The organism is Pseudarthrobacter sp. MOO14, from assembly GCF_058267675.1.
Window position 1 is genome coordinate 2234680 of the sequence record NZ_CM177849.1, and the last position, 21933, is coordinate 2256612.

Below are 21933 nucleotides of genomic sequence, written 5' to 3' on the forward strand. Positions count from 1 at the left end.
GGAGCGCGCCCGGCAACGGCAACCGCGGAAAGTTGGCAGGGCGGGGAATAAAAAGTGCGAGTAAGATAGTTACTGAAAGCAACTATCGCTGCTTATATCCTTTTCTTCCCCTGGAGCCCCCATGTCCAAAGCCTCTGCCGCGCCCCGCGCCGGAGAAACACTGACGCAACGCCAGATCGTCACGGTAATGGTTGGCCTGATGCTGGGCATGTTCCTCGCATCCCTGGACCAGACCATCGTTTCGACGTCCATCTACACCATCGCCAACGATCTCGACGGGCTCTCGCTGCAGGCGTGGGCCACCACCGCGTACCTGATCACCTCCACCGTCAGCACCCCGCTGTACGGCAAGCTGAGCGACATCTTCGGCCGCCGGCCGCTGTACCTGACGGCCATCGCCATCTTCCTGGTGGGTTCGCTGTACGCGGGCTCGGTGCACTCGATGACCGAACTGGCCATTGCCCGCGGCATCCAGGGCCTCGGCGCGGGCGGGCTGCTGGCCCTGGCGCTGACCATCATCGGCGACATCGTCTCCCTCAAGGACCGTGCCAAGTTCCAGGGCTACTTCATGTCCGTCTTCGGTATTTCCTCGGTTCTCGGCCCTGTGGTGGGCGGCGCGTTCGCCGGATCAGCCAACATCCTGGGCTTTGACGGCTGGCGCTGGGTCTTCTTCATCAACATCCCCATCGGCCTTGCCGCCCTGACGGTGGTGTTCCTGTTCCTGCACCTGCCGGCGAAGCACCTGAAGCAGAAGATCGACTACTGGGGCGCCGCGGCCATCACGGTGGCGATCGTTCCGCTCCTGCTGGTGGCCGAGCAGGGCCGCTCCTGGGGCTGGGCCTCGGTCAACTCCTTCCTCTGCTATGGCCTGGGCGTCGTGGGCATTGCCTGGTTCCTGCTCGCCGAGAAGCGCGCCGGCGACTACGCCCTGATCCCGCTGCGGCTCTTCCACAACGTCACGTTCGGGCTGTCCTCGCTGCTGAACTTCATCATCGGCATCGGCATGTTCGGCGCCATCGCCATGCTTCCCATGTACCTGCAGCTGGTGAAGGGCCTCACCCCCACACAGGCGGGCCTGATGATGATCACCTTCACGGTGGGCATCCTGTTCGGTTCCATCACCGCCGGCCGCACCATTTCCGCGTCCGGAACGTTCCGCATCTTCCCCATCATGGGCACCGGCATCCTGACCGCTGCCGCCCTGGTGATGGGCTTCTCCCTGGGCGTGGACACCGGGTTGTGGGTTCCCGGCCTCATCGCCGTGTTCTTCGGCGTGGGCCTGGGCTTTTGCATGCAGCCCCTCACCCTTGCCATGCAGACCTCCGTTCCGCCGCGCGACATGGGCGTAGGCACCTCCTCCGCGGCGTTCTTCCGCTCCATGGGCGGCGCCGTGGGTACCGCCGTGTTCATCTCCATGCTCTTCAGCCTGGCCGCCAGCCGGATCGCGGACGGCATGAAGAGCGCCACCACGGATCCTGCCTACCTCGCCGTCCTGAAGGACCCCGCCGTCGCGTCCGATCCCGCCAACGCCAAGCTGTATGACTTCTTCAAGAACGGCGCCTCCAACGATTCGCTGAACGACACCAGCTGGCTGCACACGGCCAACTCCACCCTGACCAGGCCCATCACCGAAGGCTTCGCCACCTCGATCGACACCGTGATGCTGACCGCTGCTGCCCTGACGGGCCTGGCGTTCCTCATCAGCTTTGCGTTGCCGCGGAAGAAGCTGACGGACCAGAAGGCCTCGCCGCAGGACAAGGACGACATGCAGATTCCGGCCCATTAGGCCCGGAAGCGCACGGAGAAACGACGACGGCGGCACGGCCCGCCGTCGTCGTTTTTCGTTGCGGGGCAAGTTGTGGGGCAAGGGGCGCCAAGTGGAACCTGCGGCGGTGGCGTGCCACACTGTTTAGCGCGTGTGCGCCGGCCCTTTGGGCCGGTACAGCAGCCGACGACGTCCGCACCGCATCCATAAACCCCCAACACCAGGGAGAACCATGCCCACTGCACAGGAGCAGACAACCACCCGGATTCCACGGCGGGTGATCTGGCTGGCGCTCGCGGGGGCGGTGGGCGGATTCCTCTTCGGCTTCGATTCGTCCGTGGTCAACGGTGCAGTGGACGCCATGAAGGAAGAATTCGCCCTGTCCGAGGCCGTGACCGGCTTCGCCGTCGCCATCGCCTTGCTTGGCTGCGCCGCCGGGGCCTTCCTGGCCGGCAAGGTGGCGGACCGCTACGGCCGCATTCCCGCCATGAAGCTGGGCGCCTTGCTCTTCCTGGTCAGCGCCGTGGGCACGGGCTTCTGCTTCGGCGTCTGGGACCTGATCTTCTGGCGCCTGGTGGGCGGCCTGGGCATCGGCCTGGCGTCCGTGATCGCCCCCGCCTACATTTCCGAGATTTCACCGCGCAAGGTCCGGGGACGCCTGGCCTCCCTGCAGCAGCTGGCCATCACCACCGGTATCTTCGCAGCCCTGCTCTCCGATGCGCTCCTGGCCACGACGGCCGGTGGCGCGGACCAGTCGTTCTGGCTCGGTATCGAAGCCTGGCGGTGGATGTTCCTTGCCGCCGCCGTTCCCGCCGTCGTGTACGGCTGGGTGGCCTTCACGCTGCCTGAATCCCCGCGCTTCCTGGTGTTCCAGGGCAAGGAGGACCAGGCACGGAAGGTCTTCGATTCGATTGCGCCCGCCGAGGACACCGACCGGCACATCCGCGACATCCGGGAAGCCATCGAGGAAGACAAGCTGGCCGGCCAAAAGGGTTCCCTGCGCGGCAAGGCGTTTGGCCTGCAGGCGGTGGTGTGGGTGGGCATCATCCTGTCCGTGCTGCAGCAGTTCGTGGGCATCAACGTGATCTTCTACTACTCCACCACCCTGTGGAAGGCCGTCGGGTTCCAGGAAAAGGACTCGCTGGCCATTTCGGTGGCAACGGCGGTCACCAACATCCTGGTTACCTTGGTGGCCATCGCCCTGGTGGACCGTATTGGGCGGCGCCCCATACTCCTCACCGGCTCCGTGGGAATGGCGGTGTCCCTGGGCGCCATGGCCCTTGCGTTCTCCTCGGCAACGGGCAGCGGCGAGGACATCACCCTGCCGGGCGCCTGGGGACCGGTGGCGCTCGTGGCAGCCAACGTGTTCGTGATCAGCTTCGGCGCGTCCTGGGGACCGCTGGTGTGGGTGCTCCTGGGCGAGATCTTCCCATCCAAGATCCGCGCCCGGGCCCTGGGCCTGGCAGCTGCCGCGCAGTGGGTGGCCAACTTCGCCATCACCCTCAGCTTCCCGGTGATGGCCGCAGGCTCGCTGCCCCTGACGTACGCCATGTACGCGCTGTTCGCGGCGGCTTCCTTCTTCTTCGTGATGTTCAAGGTGCCGGAGACCAACGGAATGTCCCTGGAGCAGGCAGAGACGCTGTTCGTGCCCAAGGGTTCCAAGAAGGCCTCGTAACGCCGCCCCGGCTTTCGCTGGAAACAACAAAACCCTCCATCACCTGGCGTGATGGAGGGTTTGTTTGTTGTCGGGCCGCTTACACCACGTGCGGTTCGTGTGACGAGAGGTAGGCCCGGCCGCCGAGGGCGATCAGGATGGCCACCACCATGGCCGCCGCGCCGGCAAAGAACGGAACCTGCGGGCCAAAGTGCTCACCGAGCTGTGCAGCCGCGAACGGGGCCAGCGCGCCGCCCATCCAGCGGACGAAGTTGTAGCCGGAGGACGCCACCGGGCGGGGCGAATCGGAGACACCCATGGCCAGTTCCGTGTAGATCGTGTTGTTGACGCCCAGCAGGGCACCGGCGACGATCACCAGGACGACGACGGCCGGCACCGAGTGCCCCGCCGCCAGGCCCAGCCCGGCCAGGTCCAGCATGAGCAGGAACAACGTGCCGGTCAGCACCTTGACGGCACCGAAGCGGGCCTGCAGCGGCGGTGCCACGAAGACGGAGAACACAGCCACGGCCACGCCCCAGCCGAAGAAGACGCCGCCGATTCCGTAGGCGTTCATGCCCAGGATGAACGGGGTGAAAGCCAGGATGGTGAAGAAGCCGTAGTTGTAGAACAGGCCGCTCGCCGCCGTCGTCCGCAGTCCCTTGTGGCCCAGTGCCAGCAAGGGGTCCCGCAGGCGGACCTTGCGCTCGGGCAGCGGCGTCTTGGGCAGCAGGGCAATGAGGGCGATGAAGGCGGCCGCCATGAGGACGGCGGTGCCGAAGAACGGCGCGCGCCACTGCCAGCCGCCCAGGAGGGCGCCCAGGAGCGGGCCGAGCGAGATGCCCAGGCCCAAGGCGGCTTCGTAGAGGATGATAGCGGTCCCGGCACCGCCGCTGGCGACGCCGACAATGACGGCAAGGGCCGTGGCCACGAACAGGGCGTTGCCCAATCCCCAGCCGGCCCGGAAGCCCACCAGCTCACTGACGCTGGCGGACAGGCCGGAGAGCGAGGAGAAGATGACGATGACGGCCAGGCCGATCAGGAGGGTCTTTTTGCCGCCGATCCGTGACGAGACAAACCCTGTGATCAGCATGGCGAGTGCAGTGACCAGGAAGTAGCTGGTGAAGAGCAGCGAGACCTGGCTGGGGCTCGCCTGCAGGTTGGTGGCAATGGCGGGGAGGATGGGGTCCACCAGGCCGATGCCCATGAAGGCGAACACTGCAGCGAGCGCGGTGGCCCACACCGCCTTCGGCTGCTTGAGGAATGAGGCCTTTTCAGCCTGCAGGGTGTTTTCTGGTGCCGGCAGGGTTTCTGCGAGCTGGCCGTCCATGGAGGATACTCCTAAATTCGTCACTGGTTCAGTTCTGGAGGGAAGCGTTGATTTTGTCGATGACCGGCAGCGCGTCAGCCAGGGCTTTGCGGTCCTGGTCGCTGAGGGTGCTCAGGATGCCTGCCATCACCTGGTTGCGGCGCCGGTTTGCCGAGTCGACGGCGTCCCGGCCCTCGGGGGTCAGGATCACCCTGACAGCGCGGGAGTCGTTCGGGTCCGGTTCACGGCGGGCCAGCCCGGCGCGTTCGAGCTTGATGATCTGCTCGGTGGCGCTGGGGACGCGGACCCCGAGATTGCGGGCGATCTCGCCGACGCGCTGGCCCTCGTCAAGCAGCATCTTGAGGGTGCTGAGCTGGGCGGCGCTGAGTTCACCGTCGGCGTCGAGGCGCCGGACCAGGTAGACGCTGTGGCGGAGGGCCTCGCGGAATCCGCTGGCAAGTTCCTGGAGTGCGTTATCGTCGTTCATCGTTAGGTAGCCTAACATTTAGGGCACCTAACAGTCAAGGCTCAGAGCGTCAACTTCATCCCGACATGGCTGGCCTCGAAGCCCAGCTGCTCGTAGAACCGGTGCGCCGCGGAGCGGCTGTGGTGCGTGGTCAGCTGCATCAGGGTGCAACCCCGGCGCCGGGATTCCGCGACGGCCCAGCCCACCATCAGCTTCCCCAGGCCCTGCCCGCGAAGGGACGCGGCAACGCGGACGCCCTCGAGCTGCGAACGCCAGGCACCCTGCCGGGAGATGCCGGGAAGGAAGCTGAGCTGGAAGGTGGCCACCACGGGGCCGGCCTGGTCCCCCACCGGCACGGTCTCGCCGACGATCAAGAGGTGGGCGGGGTCGGCGTCGATCGCGTCAAAGGCCCGCTGGTAGGGCTTAATGTCCTGTGCGGTCTCGCGGCCGGCGCCCAGGGCGTCGTCGGCGAGCAGCTGCACCATGGCCGGGAGGTCGGCAGGGGTGGCATGGCGGAGGCGGAACGTACCGCCGTCGACGTCGGCGGTCAGCAAGGGAGTCACGGCACGTTGGGTATCGGTCACCTGCCCAGCTTGGCACAGGATCTGAGCGGGGGTTTGGGGAAAGCCTGCAAAAGGTGAGCGGGCGTTGCGGGAAAGCGGGCAAAAGGTGAGCGGGGGTTTCCGGGGTATTGCACGACGGACGAACGCCGGCACCCACTCCTGCGATGAAGTGGATGCCGGCGTCGCTGGGATGGCGCGCGTCAGGCGGGGGCGCCTGCCAGTTCGGCCTGCCGTTCCTCCACGAGGGTGGCGACGGCGCTGAACAGCGGGTGGTCCGCTTCAAGTCCGGTGATCCTGGCCGTGGCATCAGCCGGGCTGGCGGAGCCGAGGATGCCCGCGAGTTCGGTGGCCTCGGCGTCTGCGGGATCGTTGAAGCGGAGTGCGGCAGCGATCGCGCCCAGCAGGGCCTCCGGCACCACGCCGCGTTCTGCCAGCTCCGCCGCCGGGCCGATGAACCTCTCGTGGCGGCTCAGCTTCCGCAGCGGGGCGCGGCCCACCCGGTTGACGGTGTCCGGCAGGTAGGGGTTGGAGAACCGGACCAGGATCTTCTGGACATACGCCTCCTGCTCGTCGTTGCTGAACCCGTGCTTGGCCACCAGGAGCTGCTTGGTCTCCTCCAGCACCGCCCGGACATCTTCCGCCACATCCTGGTCCGCCATGGCGTCGGAGATCTTTTCCAGCCCCGCCTCAAACCCCAGGTAGGCGGCGGAGGCGTGCCCGGTGTTCACGGTGAAGAGCTTCCGTTCGATGTACGGCGAGAGGTCGTCCACGAAGGTGGCCCCGGGGATCACGGGCGCGGAGTCACCCAACGGGGTGCGGTCGATGACCCATTCGTAGAAGGTTTCCACGGTGACGTCCAGGCCTTGGCCGGGCTCCTGGTTGGGCACGATCCTGTCCACGGCCGTGTTCGCGAAGACCACCTTCCCATCCAGGGCCCCGGCTGCTGCGCCCGGCTGGGCGGCCACTTCCTTGGCCAGGATGTCCGTGGCGTTGATGGCGTTCTCGCAGGCCATCACCTGCAGGGGAGCCCGGCCGGGCTCCCTGGCGACGATGCCCTTGGCGATCACGGGCGCCACGAACTTCAGGATGTGCGGACCCACCGCTGTGGTGACGATATCCGCGGTCGCGATTTCCGCGACCAGCTCAGCCTCCTGGGTGTTGGAATTCAGCGCCCGGAAGTTGTCCACGGTCCGCACGGCGGGGTTCTCACCCACCTCGTGGACCGCATAGCTGTCCGCGGCCGCCAGCCGGGTGATCAGTTCATCGGCCACGTCCGCGAACACCACCTCGTAGCCGGCATCGTGCAGGAGCAGGCCCACGAAGCCGCGGCCGATGTTGCCGGCGCCAAAATGTACTGCCTTCACTATGAGTTGACCTTTCCGAAAAGCTCCAGGACTTCATCCTCGGACGTGGCAGCCTCGAGCCGGGCCACCTGCTCCTTGTTCGTGAAGACCTTGGCGATGGAGGACAGGATGTGCAGGTGTTCGTTGTTGATGCCTGCGACACCCACCACAAACTTCACTTCCTTGCCGTTCCAGTCGATGCCTTCGGGGTAGCGGATCACGGACACCGCGGACTTGCGGATGTGGTCCTTGGCGGCGTTGGTGCCGTGCGGGATGGCCAGGAAGCTGCCCATGTAGGTGGACACCGATTCCTCACGCTCGTGCATGGCGGCGATGTAGCCCTCATCCACGGCACCCCGGGCCAGCAGGAGCCTGCCGGCTTCGTCAATGGCAGCGTCGCGGGTGGTGGCCGAACCCGTCAGGACCACGCTCTCCCGTGCCAGGATCTCGGAGGTCCCGGCCGTGGAAGCGGCGGTTCCTGCCGCGGCAGCGGGGGCAGCGTCCACCGGGGCTTCGGCGGCGTGCGCACCGTGGGTGGCGCCGGCGTCGGCCGAGCCTTCGCGCTCGGTGTTGCTCTCGCGGACCAGTTCAACAATCTCGTCATACCGCGGGCTGCTCATGAAGTTGTCCACGGAGTAGTGCACGGCGCTGGACGTCGCGGGCTTGGCACGCTCGGTGAGGTCCTGGTGGGTGACCACGACGTCGTAGCTGTCGGTGAGGTTGGCGATCGAGGCGTTGGTGACCTTGACGTCGGGGAACCCGGCGGCCTTGATCTTGTTCCGCAGCACCGAGGCTCCCATGGCGCTGGAGCCCATGCCGGCGTCGCAGGCGAACACCACGTTGCGCACCGGGCCGGCCAGGACGCCTACCCCGCCGCGGCCGGCGGCCGCACCCGCGGCAGTTCCGACGCCGGCGCCGGTGAGGGTTGAGGCGACCGAGCTCTTCTTGCCTTTCATCTCTTCCATGCGGGCGGTGGCGTCGCCGAGGTCCGCCTCATCGCTGTGCTTGGTGGTCCGCAGGATGACCGAGGACACCAGGAAGGAAACTGCCGCCGCGAGGACCACGGACAGGATCACACCGAAGTAGCTGTCGCGGGAGGTCTGGGCCAGCACGGCGAAGATGGAGCCCGGGGCGGCCGGTGCCACCAGGCCGGAGTTGGTGACGGCGAGGGTGGCGATGCCGGTCATGCCGCCGGCGATGGCGCCCAGGATCAGCAGCGGGCGCATCAGGACGTACGGGAAGTAGATCTCGTGGATGCCGCCGAAGAACTGGATGATGGCTGCGCCGGGGGCCGACGCCTTGGCGGCACCACGGCCGAAGAACGTGTACGCGAGCAGGATACCCAAGCCGGGGCCGGGGTTGGCTTCGAGCAGGAACAGGATGGACTTGCCCTGGTCCAGCGACTGTTGCACGCCCAGCGGGGTGAGCACGCCGTGGTTGATGGCGTTGTTCAGGAACAGGACCTTGGCCGGCTCGATAAAGATGCTGGTCAGCGGCAGGAGGCCGTTGTGGACCAGGAACTGCACGAAGTTGCCCGCAGCCGTACTGAACGCAGTGACCAGGGGCGATATGCCGTAGAAGCCCAGCAGGGCCAGCAAGGCACCCCAAATGCCGGCGGAGAAATTGTTGACCAGCATCTCGAAGCCGGGGCGGATCTTGCCTTCCCACAGCATGTCGATCTTCTTCATGGTCCAGCCGCCCAGCGGGCCCATGATCATGGCGCCGATGAACATGGGGATGCCGGCACCGACAATCACACCCATGGTGCCGATGGCACCCACCACGCCGCCGCGGACGTCGTAGACCATCTTGCCGCCGGTGTAGCCGATCAGCAGGGGCAGCAGGTAGGTGATCATGGGGCCAACGAGGCCGATGTTGGGCTTCCCGTCGGTCTCGCCGAATCCACCCAGCTGCGGCACCGGCAGCCAGCCCTTCTCAATGAAGAGGGCGGTGATGATGCCCCAGGCGATGAACGCACCGATGTTGGGCATGATCATGCCGGACAGGAATGTCCCGAACTTTTGGACGTGCACGCGCGCGCTGGTGCGGGGTTTTGCAACTGTCTCTGTTGCCATGTGATTTCCTAACCGTCATTCCTGCTGCTCCGCAGGATGGTCCGAATGATTACGACGACGTAGTGCTGGGTAATGCGCTGATTGGGGCTTAGCCGGCGGTGCTGGTGGAGATCCGGTGCAGCCATTCGAGGAAGAGCTTGAGTTCCGAGCTGGAAAGCTGGTCAGAGTGCGAGGCCTGAAGTGCGGCGTTCAGGGCGATCGCTGCCACCACCACCGAGGATTTTCCGGTGCTGCCCGCGGCCGGGCCGCTGGCGGGCTCGGCGGACACCGCGAAGATCATGGCGTCCCGGGTCATGGTGGACAGTTCGAGGTTGCGTTCGGAAGCGGGCTCCGCAATCAGCATCAGCGTCACGCCCACGTTGGCAGCCAGGATGGACCTGGCTGCCTCCCGGGGCTGGACGTTCAGCTGGCCCGCCGCCGCTGCCTTGTTCAGCATCTCCTCCATGAGCGCCTCGGCGTCCGCCACGATGGCAGGCCGGCTCTCCGGGCGGATATTGCCGAACATCACCAGGTACAGCTCGGGCTGGTTCAGTCCGAACTGGACGTGGTTGTCCCACATTCTCCGGATGTCCTCGATGGGCTGTCCGGAGGGGGCGAAATCCCTTTCGCCCGCGACATATTCTTCAAACCCTGCGGCGACGACGGCGTCGAACAAACCTTCCTTGTCACCGAAGTGGTGGTACAGCGTAGGAGCCGAAACCCCGGCCAGCTGCGTGATCTGGCGCGTGGACACCGGAGCCCCCGCGGATTTCGCCAGCAGTTCCGCGGCAGCACGGAGCAGCCGCATTTTGGGGGGAAGCTGGCCATCCAAACTCATAACCGCTACCCTAGCACCTATAGCGTTGCTATATGAACTGAATCACATACAATTTTTTCAGGCACGTTTCCCGCCCTGGACGTAGCAGTCCTCCGGCGGACCCGGCACGGCGCCGGGGGAACTTGGCGGGCCTGTCTACCGGCAGAGAATGAGGACCTTCAGTGCAGAACTTCCCAGGAGTAGGCGTCAGTCCAGGCCGCGTCATCGGCACCATCCGGCAGATGCCCAAACCGATCAGTGAGCCTCCCGCCGGTGAACAGCTGGCCCCGGACACCACTGCAGAAGAAGCCACCGCAGCACTGAAGGCCGCCGCGCAGGCCGTGCACGACGAACTGAAGGACCGCGCCGCCCATGCCACCGGCGACGGCAAGGCCGTCCTGGAGGCCACCGCCCTGATGGCCAAGGACACCATGCTGATCAAGGGTGCGGCCAAGCTGGTGGCCCGCGGCACCTCTGCCGAACGCGCCATCTGGGAGTCCGGCTCCTCCGTCTCCGAAATGCTGCACAACCTGGGCGGCTACATGGCCGAACGTGCCACCGACGTCCTGGACGTGCGCGCCCGCATCGTGGCCGAGCTCCGCGGCGTGCCCGCGCCCGGCATTCCCGCGTCCAACACCCCGTTCGTCCTGGTGGCCGAGGACCTGGCCCCCGCGGACACCGCAACGCTTGACCCGAACAAGGTCCTGGCGCTGGTCACCGCCGGCGGCGGCCCCCAGTCCCACACCGCCATCATCGCCCGGTCCCTTGGCCTGCCCGCCGTGGTTGCCGCCGTGGGAGTGGACGAACTGCCGGACGGCACCGAGGTGTACGTGGACGGCGCGGCCGGCCTCATCACTTCCGACCCCGACGAATCCCTCCGGGCAACAGCGGAAGCATGGGCCGCCACGGCGTCGCTGCTGGCTGAATTCACCGGCACGGGCGCGACGGCGGACGGCCACGAGGTGCCGCTGCTCGCCAACGTGGGCGGCGGCAAGGACGCCGAAGCGGCCGCCAAGCTGGGCGCCCAGGGCGTGGGCCTGTTCCGCACCGAGTTCTGCTTTTTGGAGCGCGACACCGAACCCAGCGTCGAAGAGCAGGCTGCTGCCTACAAGAGCGTTTTTGATGCCTTCCCCGGCAAGAAGGTGGTCCTCCGGACGCTGGATGCCGGCGCGGATAAGCCGCTGCCGTTCCTGACGGATTCCACGGAGCCCAACCCGGCCCTTGGCGTCCGCGGCTACCGCACCGACTTCACCACCCCCGGCGTCCTGGACCGGCAGCTGGAAGCCATTGCCCTGGCCCAGAAGCAGTCAGGAGCCGACGTCTGGGTCATGGCCCCCATGATCTCCACCGCCGAGGAAGCCGCGCGCTTCGCCTCCATGTGCGCGGACGCCGGCATCAAGACCCCTGGCGTCATGGTGGAGGTCCCCTCCGCCGCCCTCACCGCCGAAGCGATCCTCCGCGAAGTGGGCTTCGCCAGCCTGGGCACCAACGACCTCACCCAGTACGCCATGGCCGCCGACCGCCAGCTCGGCCCCCTGGCCAACCTGAACACCCCGTGGCAGCCCGCGGTCCTGCGCCTCGTCGGGCTCACGGTTGAAGGGTCCAGGGCCGAAGGCCACAACAAGCCCGTGGGTGTCTGCGGTGAGGCTGCCGCGGACCCCGCCCTCGCCGTCGTCCTCACCGGGCTTGGCGTGACCACCCTGTCCATGACGGCCCGCTCGCTCGCCGCGGTGGCCGCCGTGCTGAAGACGGTGACGCTCTCCGAGGCCCAGGAACTGGCAAGACTTGCCCTCTCCGCGCCGAGCGCCACGGAAGCCCGCGCATGGGTCCGGGAGAAACTGCCGGTCCTGGAGGAACTGGGGCTCTGATCCGGAGGAACGGCCTCGCCTGCCGGCAGCCGGACGCGGGATAGGCTACGTCCATGGCATTGATAGCCCCCCGCGTTACGGCCGGCCTGCCCGCAGGCGAGGCCGGCAGCCTTGCGCGCGCCCTGGAGGACAGCAACGACATCACCGTCTTCGTTGACGGCACCGTCCACCGGCTGCCCGCGCAGGCACGGGACGCCGTCGTGGATCTCCTGGCACGGCTGGGCCGCGGCGAAACGGTGACTGTGAGCAGCGTGGAGGAAATGCTGACCACCTCCCAGGCCGCGGAACTGGCGGGGATCTCGCACACGTACCTGCGCAACATGACCGACCGCGGCGAGATCCCGGTGGAGTACCGCGGCTCGCACCGCAGGATCCGGCAGGCCGACATCCTTGCATGGCTGGAGCACCAGAAGCTTGAGGACCGGAAGCGCAAGCAGGACAAGGCCGCCGCCGGCCGCGCCGGCGAGGCGGAGTAGTGCGGTTTCCCCGTGGCCTGCGCCGGAAAGACGCCGGGCTGCGCTCTACGGAGGTGGCCGCCAATGGTTTGACGGGGAGGTTGTTCTGGGCTGACGGTACGCCCGCACCCGGACAGGACGCTGCAGGCAACCCGGCCGGACCGGCCTATGTCCTCATTCACGGCATCGGCGTCTCCCACCGCTACCTTCGCCGTTTGCACGGCGAACTGGCCGGCGCCCCCACCTACTCCTTTGACCTGCCGGGTTTCGCCGGCACCCCCCGGCCCGGCAGGCAGCTCTCCGCGGCGGACTACGGCGCGTTCATCGCCCAGGCACTGAAGGCAAGCGGCATCGACTCCTACATCCTCGTCGGACACTCGATGGGCGTGCAGTTCACCATCGAGGCCGCGCTCTACGCACCCGAACGGGCACGCCGGCTGGTCCTGATGGGACCCGTAGTGGATTCCCGGCACCGGAGCGTCCTGCGGCAGGGAGTGGCCCTCTTCCTGGACGCGCTGCTCCGGGAAAGTGCCTCGTCCAACTGGATTGTGGTCACCGACTACTTCCGCTGCGGGCCGCGCTGGTATCTCACTGAAGTGCCGGTGATGATGGGTTACCCCACGGAGCGGCGGCTGGCCGGCATCAATGTGCCCGTCCTGGTCCTGCGCGGCAGCCATGACCAGGTGGCCGGGCCGGAGTGGTGCATCCGGCTCGCCCAGGCCGTGCCGCAGGGAAGTTTCGTGGAAATACCGCAGGCAGGCCACGTGGTCCAGCATGTGCGCCCGCGGCAGGTTGCGGAGGCCATCCGGTCCTTCGTCGGGGCGCCCTCCCGCTAACCGGGATTCCCTGGCGTCAGATCCTGGGCCTTGCCGCCCAGCGCCGCATCTTGAGCGCGGCATGCAGTTCCAGCCGCGGCAAGCCCTTCAGCGGGTCCACCCCCAGCAGTTGACGGATCCGCCCCAGCCGGTTGTAGATGCTGCTGCGGTGCAAGTGGAGCCGGGTTGCCACGTCCTGGACGGAGCCGTCATTGTCATACAGCAGCTCCAGGACGGGGATGAGCTCGCCGTTGCGGTCGTGGTCCTCAAGCATCCGGAAGTACACGGACCCGGAGTCCGCCCACGCACCCACTCCCCCGCCGGCCGACGCGAGCAGCTGGTAGACGCCGGTGGCGCGGCAGTCCACGAGTTCGCCCAGCTGCGGGTCGACGGCGGCCGCCTGGGCTGCCAGCCGGGACTGCCGGTAGGCCTCTGCGAGCTGGCGCGTCCTGGCGAACCCCTCGCTGATGCCCAGGATGATCCGGTGGACCGGCCGGCCGGAGCGCTTGGCCAGCTCCAGCTGGTAGTGCACCAGCACCTGGGCGTGGTTGGCCCTGCCCGTCGATTCGCGGAACAGCACCACCGAATGGGTTTCGGTGCCGGCACTGAAGAGGGCCGCATCCACACCCACCGTTGCCTGCAGCGCCGTAGAACGGTGGATCAGGGCCGATGCGATGGGATCCGGCCCGCTGGCCCAGCCGTCCGCGTCGAGGATGGTGACCATCTGCCAGGGGCCGCGGCCCTGGACTTCCTTCCAGCCCGCCACCGCCGCCACCGCGTTGGGTTCACCGGCGCAGGCTGCCAGGAACTCGCGCTCCCGGCCCCGCCGGAATTCTGATTCCGCCGTGTTCGAGTCGAGCAGGAGCCCCGAAAGCAGCTCGAGCTCATGGTTGACGCCGGGCAACTGGGTGAGGATCGCCGTCGGGCTTTCCTCTGCCGAGTCCTGCTGCACCCACAGATAGCCGACGCGGAAGCCCCGGACCATCAGCGGGACGCAGACCCGGCCAAGCATGCCCAGGTCCGGATTGCCCGGAATGACCACCGGCCGGACGGCGGTGGCGATCCCGTGGGAGAGCTGCCAGGCGCTGACATCCGCCGGGACCTTCTTGCTCAGCAGGAAATTCACCCGGACTCGGTCTGCGTGGGACTGGTTGGAGCTGTAGGCAAGCAGCAGGCCGTCCAGGTCCTCCAGGGATAGGCCGCGGCCAAGCTTCTGTGCCACCTGTTCGACGAGTTGCTCCACACCCTGCTGCTGCATGGGCTCACACTACTGCCTGCGCAGCCGGACCCACGAACCAACACGAGGCGACACCTGACGCTTCAGGAGTCGACAGTTGTCGAGCCTGGCGCGGCAAAAACCCCGGAATCACGCGCCTGCCCCGGCGGGCTTCACACCCGCCCATGTCGCCTGGCTCACAGGCGGATTTATCGTTGAAACACGAAAATCCTTCCACTTTCCCGGCCCGCCGGGACCACACCTTGGAGCAGACGATGATCATCGGCGTCCCCAAAGAGATCAAGAACAACGAATTCCGCGTAGCGATCACCGCTGCCGGCGTCCACGAGTTCCGCACCCACGGCCACACCGTCCTGGTGGAGCGCGGGGCCGGCCTGGGCTCGGGCATCACCGACGAGGAATACGCGATCGCGGGCGCCGAGATCGTCAACGAGGCGGACGACGTCTGGTCCCGCGCCGACATGGTCATGAAGGTCAAGGAACCGGTGAAGGCCGAGTACCACCGCTTCCGCAAGGGCCTGATCCTCTTCACCTACCTGCACCTCGCGGCAGAGCCGGAACTGACGCAGGAACTCATCAACTCCGGCGTCACCGCGATCGCCTACGAGACCGTGCAGGAAGGCCGCACGCTGCCGCTGCTGGCCCCGATGTCCGAGGTGGCCGGACGCCTGTCCGTCCAGGTGGGCGCCACCTCGCTGATGGCACCCGCCGGCGGCAAGGGCGTGCTGCTGGGCGGCGTCCCGGGCGTCCGCCCCGCCAAGGTGGTTGTCCTGGGCGCCGGCGTGGCCGGAACCAACGCCGCCGCCATGGCCCTGGGCCTGGGCGCCGACGTGACCATCCTGGACATCAACATCAACCGGCTCCGCGAACTCGACGCCCAGTACCAGGGCCGGCTGAAGACGGTCGCCTCCAACAAGTACGAGATCGAAAAGTCAGTGGTGGACGCCGACCTCGTGATTGGTTCGGTGCTGATCCCCGGCGCCAAGGCTCCCAAGCTGGTCACCAACGACCTCGTGGCCCGGATGAAGCCCGGTTCTGTCCTGGTGGACATCGCCGTGGACCAGGGCGGCTGCTTCGAGGACACGCACCCCACCACGCACCAGGAACCCACCTACAAGGTGCACAACACCATCTTCTACTGCGTGGCCAACATGCCCGGCGCCGTGCCCAACACCTCCACGTACGCACTGACCAACGTCACCCTGCGCTACGCCGTGTCCCTGGCCAACCTGGGCGTCAAGGCCGCGTTCGACCGCGACCCCGCACTGGCCGCCGGCCTCAACATCGCCGCCGGCCACGTGGCACACCACTCGGTGTCCGAGGCGCACAACCTGCCGCTCGTAGCCGACTGGCACGACCTGGTCTCCGCCTAAGCCCTTCATCGATTGCTCCGTACTTGTCCTTTTGAACCCTCAAACGGCATCTACGGAGCAATCGACGGTTCTAAGCCAGTTCGCGTGCCTTTTCAATGATTCTTAGGACCTCCACGGCATCCTCCGGATTTACCGGGAGGGGCAGGGACGAGGCTGCGCCGCCGTCGAGGATCTTGTCCGCCAGGATCCGGTAGAACTCCGGGTAGTTCCCCCGTTCCGTGGGGAGTCGGTCCAGGTGGCCGTCACGGCCCAGCAGCCCCGCCCACTCGGGCGCTTCCTGCCCGTACGCGGCGTCCAGGGGGCTGCCGCCGGCGGCAAGGTAGGGCTCCTGGGGGTCCACGCCGTTTTTCGTGTACCCGCCCACCGAACCAAGCACCCGGAAGCGCGGCTCCTGCTGCGCGCACAGCATGTTCATGGCCAAGTGGCTGGTGACGCCCGATTCGTGCCGCAGGACCAGGAAGACGTCATCGTCCGCGCGCTCATCGGACCGGCGCGCCGACAGCTCGGCGTGGGCCACCGTGGCGGGACCGAACAACTGCAGCGCCTGGTCCACCAGGTGGCTGCCAAGGTCGAACAGTGCCCCTCCCCCGTCCGCGGCCGTGGCCCGTGCTTTCCACGGCTTGGCGATAGTGGGCTGCCAGCGCTCGAACCGGGACTCGAAGCGTGTCACCTCACCCAGGGACCGGGCAGCCAGCAGTTTCCGCAGGGTCAGGAAATCACCGTCCCACCGCCGGTTGTGGAACACCGTCAATACCCTGCCCCGCTGCCGGGCCACCTCAACCAGGTCCTGCCCCTGCGCGCGGGTCACCGTGAACGGTTTGTCCACCACCACGTCCAGTCCAGCCTCCAGGGCCGCCTTGGCCAGCGGATAGTGCGTGTCCGGCGGCGTCGCCAATACCACCAGGTCAAGGTCAGCTGCCCGCGCAAGGACAGCGGCGCCGTCGCGCACCACGTCCGCCCCCGGCAACCGGGATGCGGCAGCCGCCTGCCGCCCGGCGTCGGACGTGGCAATGAGGTCCAGCGAATAGTTGCCGTTGGCTGCCAGCAACGGGCCGTGGAACACGCTCCCTGCCAGCCCGTAGCCGACGACGGCGGTGCGGATGGTGCGGGGGTCGCCTTCAGCTCCAGTCATGGAAGCTACGCTACCGCGGAGCGCGCAGCGTTAAACGGGCCGGCACCCCTGGTGAACCAGGGGTGCCGGCTTTTTGGTTGGACCGCGGTAGGTTACTTCTTTTCCCAGCCGATGGTGGTCCAGTCCGGGACCTGCGAGGTGCTCTGGAAGAGCGACGGGCCGTAGTTGGCCAGGCCGGTGCGGACGAAGGAGATCTGCGGGCCGTTGAAGACCACGCCCATGGAGTAGTACTTCGCCATGTGCTCCTTCTCCACGTCCATGGCAGCCTTGTTGCGCGCTGCGTTGTCCTCGATGGAGGCGAGGTCGGCGATCTTCTTGTCCAGGTCGGCGTCGCCCAGCTTGTTCTCGTTGACCTTGGAGTCGTAGTACTGCTTGACGGCGTCGGTGGCATCCGGGCCCACGGTGTAGCCGGAGATGCTCAGGTCGAACTCGCGGCTGCCCAGGACCTTGCCGAAGTCGGCGGAGGCGCGCTGGTCGATGCCCACATCCATGCCGCCGGCCTGGAGCTGCTTCTGCAGGGTCTGGGCCACGGCCAGTGTGGTGGGATCGTCACCGAAGTTGCTGATCTTGAAGGAGGCGGGCTTGCCGTCCTTCTCCATGACGCCACTGGCGTTGGCGGTGTAGCCGGCGTCGGTGAGGACCTTCTTGGCGGCGTCGGGGCCGGTTTCCTTGACCGGGTAGTTGTCCTGGTAGTACTCGGAGAACGGCAGCAGCATCATGGAACCGGAGCTGGGCTCTTCCCAGTTCAGGCCGTTGAAGCGGACCTTGCGGAGTGCTTCGCGGTCCACGGCGGCGAAGATGGCCTTGCGGACGTTGACGTCGGTGATGCGCTGGGCGTTGAGGTTCAGGCCACCGGCAAAGAGGCGCTGGCCGCGGCGGATGTCTGAATCCTTGGTGCCGTCCAGCTGCTTGTACAGCGAGATGGTGTTGGCGGACATGGCATCGATCTCACCGTTCTTGAACGCCGCGATCTGTGCGCTGGTCTCCAGCTGGCGGAAGGTCACGTTGGCCAGGACCGGCTTCTGGCCCCACCACTTGTCGTTCGGAACCAGGGTCACGGTCTTGGCCGCGGTGTCGTACTGGTCCAGCTTGAACGGCCCCGCCATCCACTCCGGGTGCATGTTGCCGTTGAAGCCTTCATTGAAGATCTCCGGGGTGTTCACGGCGGGGTGGATCAGGCCGAAGAACAGCGAATCGACCGGGAAAACCGGGCGGGACGTCTTGACGATGACTTCCTTGTCGCTGCTGCCGGCCTCAACGGAATCCACGAATTCGTAGGCTCCGGAGCTGACAATGTCGTAGCCGGCGTCCGCGCTCTTGAGGATATTCCAGGTGTTCTTGAAGGCCTTGACGTCAATCGGGGTGCCGTCGTTGTACGTGGCCTTGGGGTTGACCTCGATGGTGATGGTCTGCTTGCCGTCCTTCACCTCGCTCTTCACCGACTCGCAGAAATCGGGGTTCGCGGTGACCTTGCCCTTGAAGTCCACCTTCCAGCAGCCACCAATGCCGCCGCTGTTCATGGCGACCGGGTTCATGGGAATCTGCAGGGCAGAGTTGTCAGCGCTGTTTCCGTTGTTGGAGAAGCCGTTGAAGTCCGGGCCGATATTGCCCAGCGGCAGGGTGACCTTGCCGCCCTGCTGGAGGTCGGCTGCCGGCTTCTCGTTGATGCTGATCAGCTTGGACAGGTCGCTGCCTGCCTCCTGCCCCTTGGCTGTTTCGGGGCCGCTGGCACCGCCACCTCCGCAGGCCGTCAGCGTCAGGGCGGCAGCAATGGCTGCTGCCCCGCCGATCCTGTTCAGTTTCCTCATGGTTTTCCCTTCGATTGGTGCGAGTGGTGGTGCGGGTGGGTCGAAAAAATCCTAGGGTGCAAGGTGGTCCGCCGGTTCATGGACCACCAGCATGTCCTCATCAATTTCCCCGTCCGGATAGAAGCAGGCGAACTGCTGGTCCGGCACGGGCACGGGAGCCTGTTGCAGGACCTGCACGGCCGCCGAGGGTGCCGCGGCTTCCAGGAGCGGTTCGAGGGTGAGGCATTTTTCCTGCTTCGCGGGCGGCAGCGCGGCGAAGACCGGGCAGCGGGTGGCGAAGTTGCAGCCTTTGGGGGCTTGCAGCGGGGAGGGCAGGTCGCCTTGGAGGATGATGCGTTCGCGGGTCCGTTCCAGGTGCGGATCGGGTACCGGGATGGCGGACAGGAGGGCACGGGTGTAGGGGTGGCGGGGGTTGTCGAACACCCGGTCCACAGCCCCGATCTCTACGATCTTCCCGAGGTACATCACGGCCACGCGGTTGGAAATGTGGCGCACTACCGACAGGTCGTGGGCCACCAGCAGGTAGCTCAGGCCCAGTTCGGCGCGGAGCTGGTCCAGGAGGTTGATGACGCCGGCCTGGACCGATACGTCCAATGCGGAGACGGGTTCATCCAGGACCACCAGCTTGGGATTCACGGCCAGGGCCCGGGCGATCCCGATCCGCTGCCGCTGGCCACCGGAGAACTGGTTGGGGAACCGGTTGACGTGGTCCGGCTGCAGGCCCACGAGCTTCATCAGCTCCATGATCCGCTTCTTGATGGCCGCCCGGTCCATGCCCGCGTTCTGCAGTGGTTCGGCCAGGACCTCGTAGACCGTGAAGCGCGGGTCCAGGGCACCTGTGGGGTCCTGGAAGACCATCTGCAGTTCGCGGCGCATCCTGCCCTTGGTCTTGGCATCGGCCGCCTGCTTGTTGCTCAGGCCGCCGATCACCACCTCGCCATCCTGGTCCGGGTGGAATTCCATGATTTCCAGGAGGGTGGTGGTCTTTCCCGAGCCGGACTCGCCCACGATGGAGAAGCATTCGCCCTCGCGGATGTCGAAGCTCAGGCCGTCCACCGCCTTGACGGTGCCAATCCTGCGCTTGATCAGGGCGCCCCTGGTCAGCGGGAAGTGCTTGCGGACGTCCGTGAGTTGCAGGACCGTGGCCCGTTCAGCACGCGGGATGGCGTCAAAACGGGAGACCGGTACCGGCGGGGCGGCGAAGACATCGTGCACGTCCACCGTCCCGCCCAGGGAGTCGGACTTGATGCAGGCGGCGCGGTGCAGTCCGTCGTCGGCCACGGGTGCCAGGGCGGGTTCGCCGTCAAGGCAGGCGTCCGACGCCAGCGGGCAGCGGGACGCGAACGAGCAGCCGGTGGGGGCCTGCAGGAGGTTCGGCGGCATCCCCTCGATGGGCACGAGCGAGGATTTCTCGGCCACGTCCACGCGCGGGACGGCGCCGAGCAGGCCCATGGTGTAGGGCATCCGCGGGTTGTAGTAGATGTGGTCCACGGCCCCGGTTTCCACCGGCTTGCCCGCGTACATGACCACGATGTCGTCGGCCATTCCGGCCACCACGCCCAGGTCGTGGGTGATCATGACGACGGCGGCGCCGGTCTCCTCCTGCGCCTTGTGCAGCACCTCGAGGACCTGGGCCTGGATGGTGACGTCCAGTGCCGTCGTCGGCTCGTCCGCGATCAGGACGCGTGGGTTGTTGGCGATCGCGATCGCGATCATGACGCGCTGGCGCATGCCGCCGGAGAATTCGTGCGGAAAGGCCTTCAGCCGGTCCTTGGGGCTGGGGATTCCCACCATGGCCAGGAGTTCGACGGCGCGGGCTTCCTTGGCCTTCTTGCTCATCGTGGGGTTGTGGATGGTGAGTGCTTCGATGATCTGGGTGCCCACGGTGATCACCGGGGTGAGGGATGACAATGGGTCCTGGAAGACCATCGCGAGCTCGTTGCCGCGGTATTCGCACATGGCCTTGTCGCTCAGCCCGAGCAACTCCCGGCCCTTGAGCCGGACAGATCCGGTGACCTCGGCCGTCGGCGCGAGCAAGCCCATGATGGCCAGGGACGTGACCGATTTGCCGGAGCCCGATTCCCCCACGATTCCCAGGGTGCGGCCGGGCAGCAGGTCGAAATCGATACCGCGGACGGCATGCACAACACCGTTTTCGGTATTGAACCGCACGTTCAGGTCCCGGACTGACAGGACGGCGTCCCCGGGGGCGTGCAGCCCTGCCACGTGCAGTCGCTCCACGGTCGACTGCGACGGGTCCGTGGCTCCGGTGGTGGTTTCGCTGCTCATGGCGTCTTCTTCTCCGCACGGATAGTCCGGGCTTTGGCTTTTTTGGCTTTGCCGCTGGAAGTGGAGCTGGGGTCAAAGGCGTCGCGCAGGCCGTCGTTCATCATGGCCAGGGAGCCGGTCAGCAGGAACATCACGGTCAACGGAACCCAGAACATCCACGGGAAGGTTGAGACCTGGGAGGTGGCCTGGCCGATCAGCACGCCCAGGCTCACGTCGGGGACTTTGATGCCGATGCCGATGAAGGAGAAGGCGACCTCGGCCAGGATGGCTGCGGTGACGCCGCGGGTGATGTCCAGGATCAGCAGCGAGCCGATGTTGGGCACCAGGTGCCGCCAAACGATCCGGCGCGGCGGGACGCCCATGTACTGGGCCGCCTTGACGAAGTCGCGCTGCATGAGGGACATGGACATGGACCGGATCAGCCTGGCGGTTCCCATCCAGCTGAACACGAGCAGGACGATGATCAGCAGCAGCCAGGACGGCAGGTCGCGTTTCAGTCCCGCCCCGCCCCCGCTGGTGGCAACGGCCACCACCAGGAGCGCCGGCATCATGATCAGTGCTTCCAGGATGAACAGCATGACTTTGTCCACCTTGCCCCCGAAGTAGGCCATGCTGCAGCCGTAGACGGCGGCGATCAGCACCGACACCAGGCCCACCACCAGGCCGATCAGGATGGAGATCCTGGTTCCTTCGACTGTCATGGCGTAGAGATCGATCCCCGCCTGCGAGGTGCCAAGGTAGTGCTCGCCGGAGGGCGGCATCCCGATGTTGAAGGGGTCGATGGTTTCCTTGTCCCACTGGGTGAAGAAGCCCCCGATGAACGAGAAGACGGTCAGGGCTACGAAGATGGCCAAGCCCGTCACGGCAGTCTTATTGCGCAGGAACCGGCGGATGATGATGGTGGACTTGCCAATGACGACGTCCGCGCTTTCCAGGTGCGCGTCCTGCGCCACGGCTGCCGGGTCAACGGCGTTCAGGTTGGTCATGG

At 66.6% G+C, this 21933-nt stretch carries 17 protein-coding genes; 6 read left to right on the top strand and 11 right to left on the bottom strand.

Annotated features, from left to right (window positions below):
• Window positions 1-121: 121 nt before the first annotated feature.
• Window positions 122-1786: an MDR family MFS transporter gene (locus AC4EEV_RS10450; RefSeq protein WP_018763666.1), complete on the top strand. Its 1665-nt coding sequence runs from the start codon at window positions 122-124 to the stop codon at window positions 1784-1786.
• A gap of 211 nt (window positions 1787-1997) precedes the next feature.
• Complete coding sequence (locus AC4EEV_RS10455; RefSeq protein WP_026265121.1) at window positions 1998-3440, top strand: sugar porter family MFS transporter; 1443 nt, start codon at window positions 1998-2000, stop codon at window positions 3438-3440.
• A 79-nt stretch (window positions 3441-3519) separates the two neighbouring features.
• Here the strand turns inward: AC4EEV_RS10455 and AC4EEV_RS10460 are convergent, their stop codons facing one another.
• The 6 genes from AC4EEV_RS10460 to AC4EEV_RS10485 all read right to left on the bottom strand — a co-directional run bounded on the left by AC4EEV_RS10460 (window position 3520) and on the right by AC4EEV_RS10485 (window position 9989).
• Entirely contained in the window at window positions 3520-4746 is a 1227-nt protein-coding gene (locus AC4EEV_RS10460; RefSeq protein ID WP_109864205.1) for an MFS transporter, read from the bottom strand.
• A 28-nt stretch (window positions 4747-4774) separates the two neighbouring features.
• On the bottom strand, window positions 4775-5212 hold the full coding sequence (locus AC4EEV_RS10465; protein ID WP_133832347.1) for a MarR family winged helix-turn-helix transcriptional regulator: 438 nt from the start codon (window positions 5210-5212) through the stop codon (window positions 4775-4777).
• Window positions 5213-5253: 41 nt separating this feature from the next.
• On the bottom strand, window positions 5254-5745 hold the full coding sequence (locus AC4EEV_RS10470) for a GNAT family N-acetyltransferase (RefSeq protein ID WP_491330872.1): 492 nt from the start codon (window positions 5743-5745) through the stop codon (window positions 5254-5256).
• Window positions 5746-5954: 209 nt separating this feature from the next.
• Window positions 5955-7118, bottom strand: a complete 1164-nt coding sequence (locus AC4EEV_RS10475; RefSeq protein ID WP_018763671.1) for a mannitol-1-phosphate 5-dehydrogenase — start codon at window positions 7116-7118, stop codon at window positions 5955-5957.
• Window positions 7118-9172, bottom strand: coding sequence for a PTS mannitol transporter subunit IICBA (locus AC4EEV_RS10480; protein ID WP_018763672.1), 2055 nt, complete (start codon window positions 9170-9172; stop codon window positions 7118-7120). Before AC4EEV_RS10480 ends, AC4EEV_RS10475 begins: the two co-directional genes overlap by 1 nt.
• A gap of 88 nt (window positions 9173-9260) precedes the next feature.
• Complete coding sequence (locus tag AC4EEV_RS10485; protein ID WP_491328906.1) at window positions 9261-9989, bottom strand: TetR/AcrR family transcriptional regulator; 729 nt, start codon at window positions 9987-9989, stop codon at window positions 9261-9263.
• Between the two features lie 161 nt (window positions 9990-10150).
• Between AC4EEV_RS10485 and ptsP the strand changes: the two genes are divergently transcribed.
• The 3 genes from ptsP to AC4EEV_RS10500 are packed head-to-tail and all read left to right on the top strand — an operon-like array spanning window position 10151 to window position 13127.
• Window positions 10151-11836, top strand: a complete 1686-nt coding sequence (gene ptsP / locus AC4EEV_RS10490) for a phosphoenolpyruvate--protein phosphotransferase (protein WP_491328907.1) — start codon at window positions 10151-10153, stop codon at window positions 11834-11836.
• A 53-nt stretch (window positions 11837-11889) separates the two neighbouring features.
• A complete protein-coding gene (locus AC4EEV_RS10495) occupies window positions 11890-12312 on the top strand; it encodes a helix-turn-helix domain-containing protein (RefSeq protein ID WP_018763675.1) in 423 nt (140 codons plus the stop codon).
• Window positions 12312-13127 carry an alpha/beta fold hydrolase gene (locus AC4EEV_RS10500; RefSeq protein ID WP_231369933.1) on the top strand — a complete coding sequence of 272 codons (816 nt, stop codon included), beginning with the start codon at window positions 12312-12314 and terminating at the stop codon, window positions 13125-13127. The genes AC4EEV_RS10495 and AC4EEV_RS10500 overlap by 1 nt, the downstream gene beginning before the upstream one ends.
• Before the next feature lie 16 nt (window positions 13128-13143).
• Here the strand turns inward: AC4EEV_RS10500 and AC4EEV_RS10505 are convergent, their stop codons facing one another.
• Window positions 13144-14364 carry a PucR family transcriptional regulator gene (locus tag AC4EEV_RS10505; protein ID WP_018763677.1) on the bottom strand — a complete coding sequence of 407 codons (1221 nt, stop codon included), beginning with the start codon at window positions 14362-14364 and terminating at the stop codon, window positions 13144-13146.
• A gap of 233 nt (window positions 14365-14597) precedes the next feature.
• Here AC4EEV_RS10505 and ald point away from each other — a divergent pair, with 233 nt between their 5' ends.
• The gene (ald, locus tag AC4EEV_RS10510; RefSeq protein WP_133832433.1) at window positions 14598-15716 is read left to right on the top strand and encodes an alanine dehydrogenase; all 1119 of its coding nucleotides are present in this window, start codon (window positions 14598-14600) and stop codon (window positions 15714-15716) included.
• 70 nt (window positions 15717-15786) lie between these two features.
• Here the strand turns inward: ald and AC4EEV_RS10515 are convergent, their stop codons facing one another.
• From AC4EEV_RS10515 to AC4EEV_RS10530, 4 genes are all read right to left on the bottom strand, one after another.
• Window positions 15787-16848, bottom strand: a complete 1062-nt coding sequence (locus AC4EEV_RS10515) for a Gfo/Idh/MocA family protein (protein ID WP_491328908.1) — start codon at window positions 16846-16848, stop codon at window positions 15787-15789.
• A 92-nt stretch (window positions 16849-16940) separates the two neighbouring features.
• On the bottom strand, window positions 16941-18656 hold the full coding sequence (locus tag AC4EEV_RS10520; protein WP_018763680.1) for an ABC transporter family substrate-binding protein: 1716 nt from the start codon (window positions 18654-18656) through the stop codon (window positions 16941-16943).
• A 51-nt stretch (window positions 18657-18707) separates the two neighbouring features.
• A complete protein-coding gene (locus tag AC4EEV_RS10525) occupies window positions 18708-20945 on the bottom strand; it encodes a dipeptide ABC transporter ATP-binding protein (RefSeq protein ID WP_491328909.1) in 2238 nt (745 codons plus the stop codon).
• Window positions 20942-21931 carry an ABC transporter permease gene (locus tag AC4EEV_RS10530; protein WP_018763682.1) on the bottom strand — a complete coding sequence of 330 codons (990 nt, stop codon included), beginning with the start codon at window positions 21929-21931 and terminating at the stop codon, window positions 20942-20944. Before AC4EEV_RS10530 ends, AC4EEV_RS10525 begins: the two co-directional genes overlap by 4 nt.
• Between the last annotated feature and the right edge of the window lie 2 nt (window positions 21932-21933).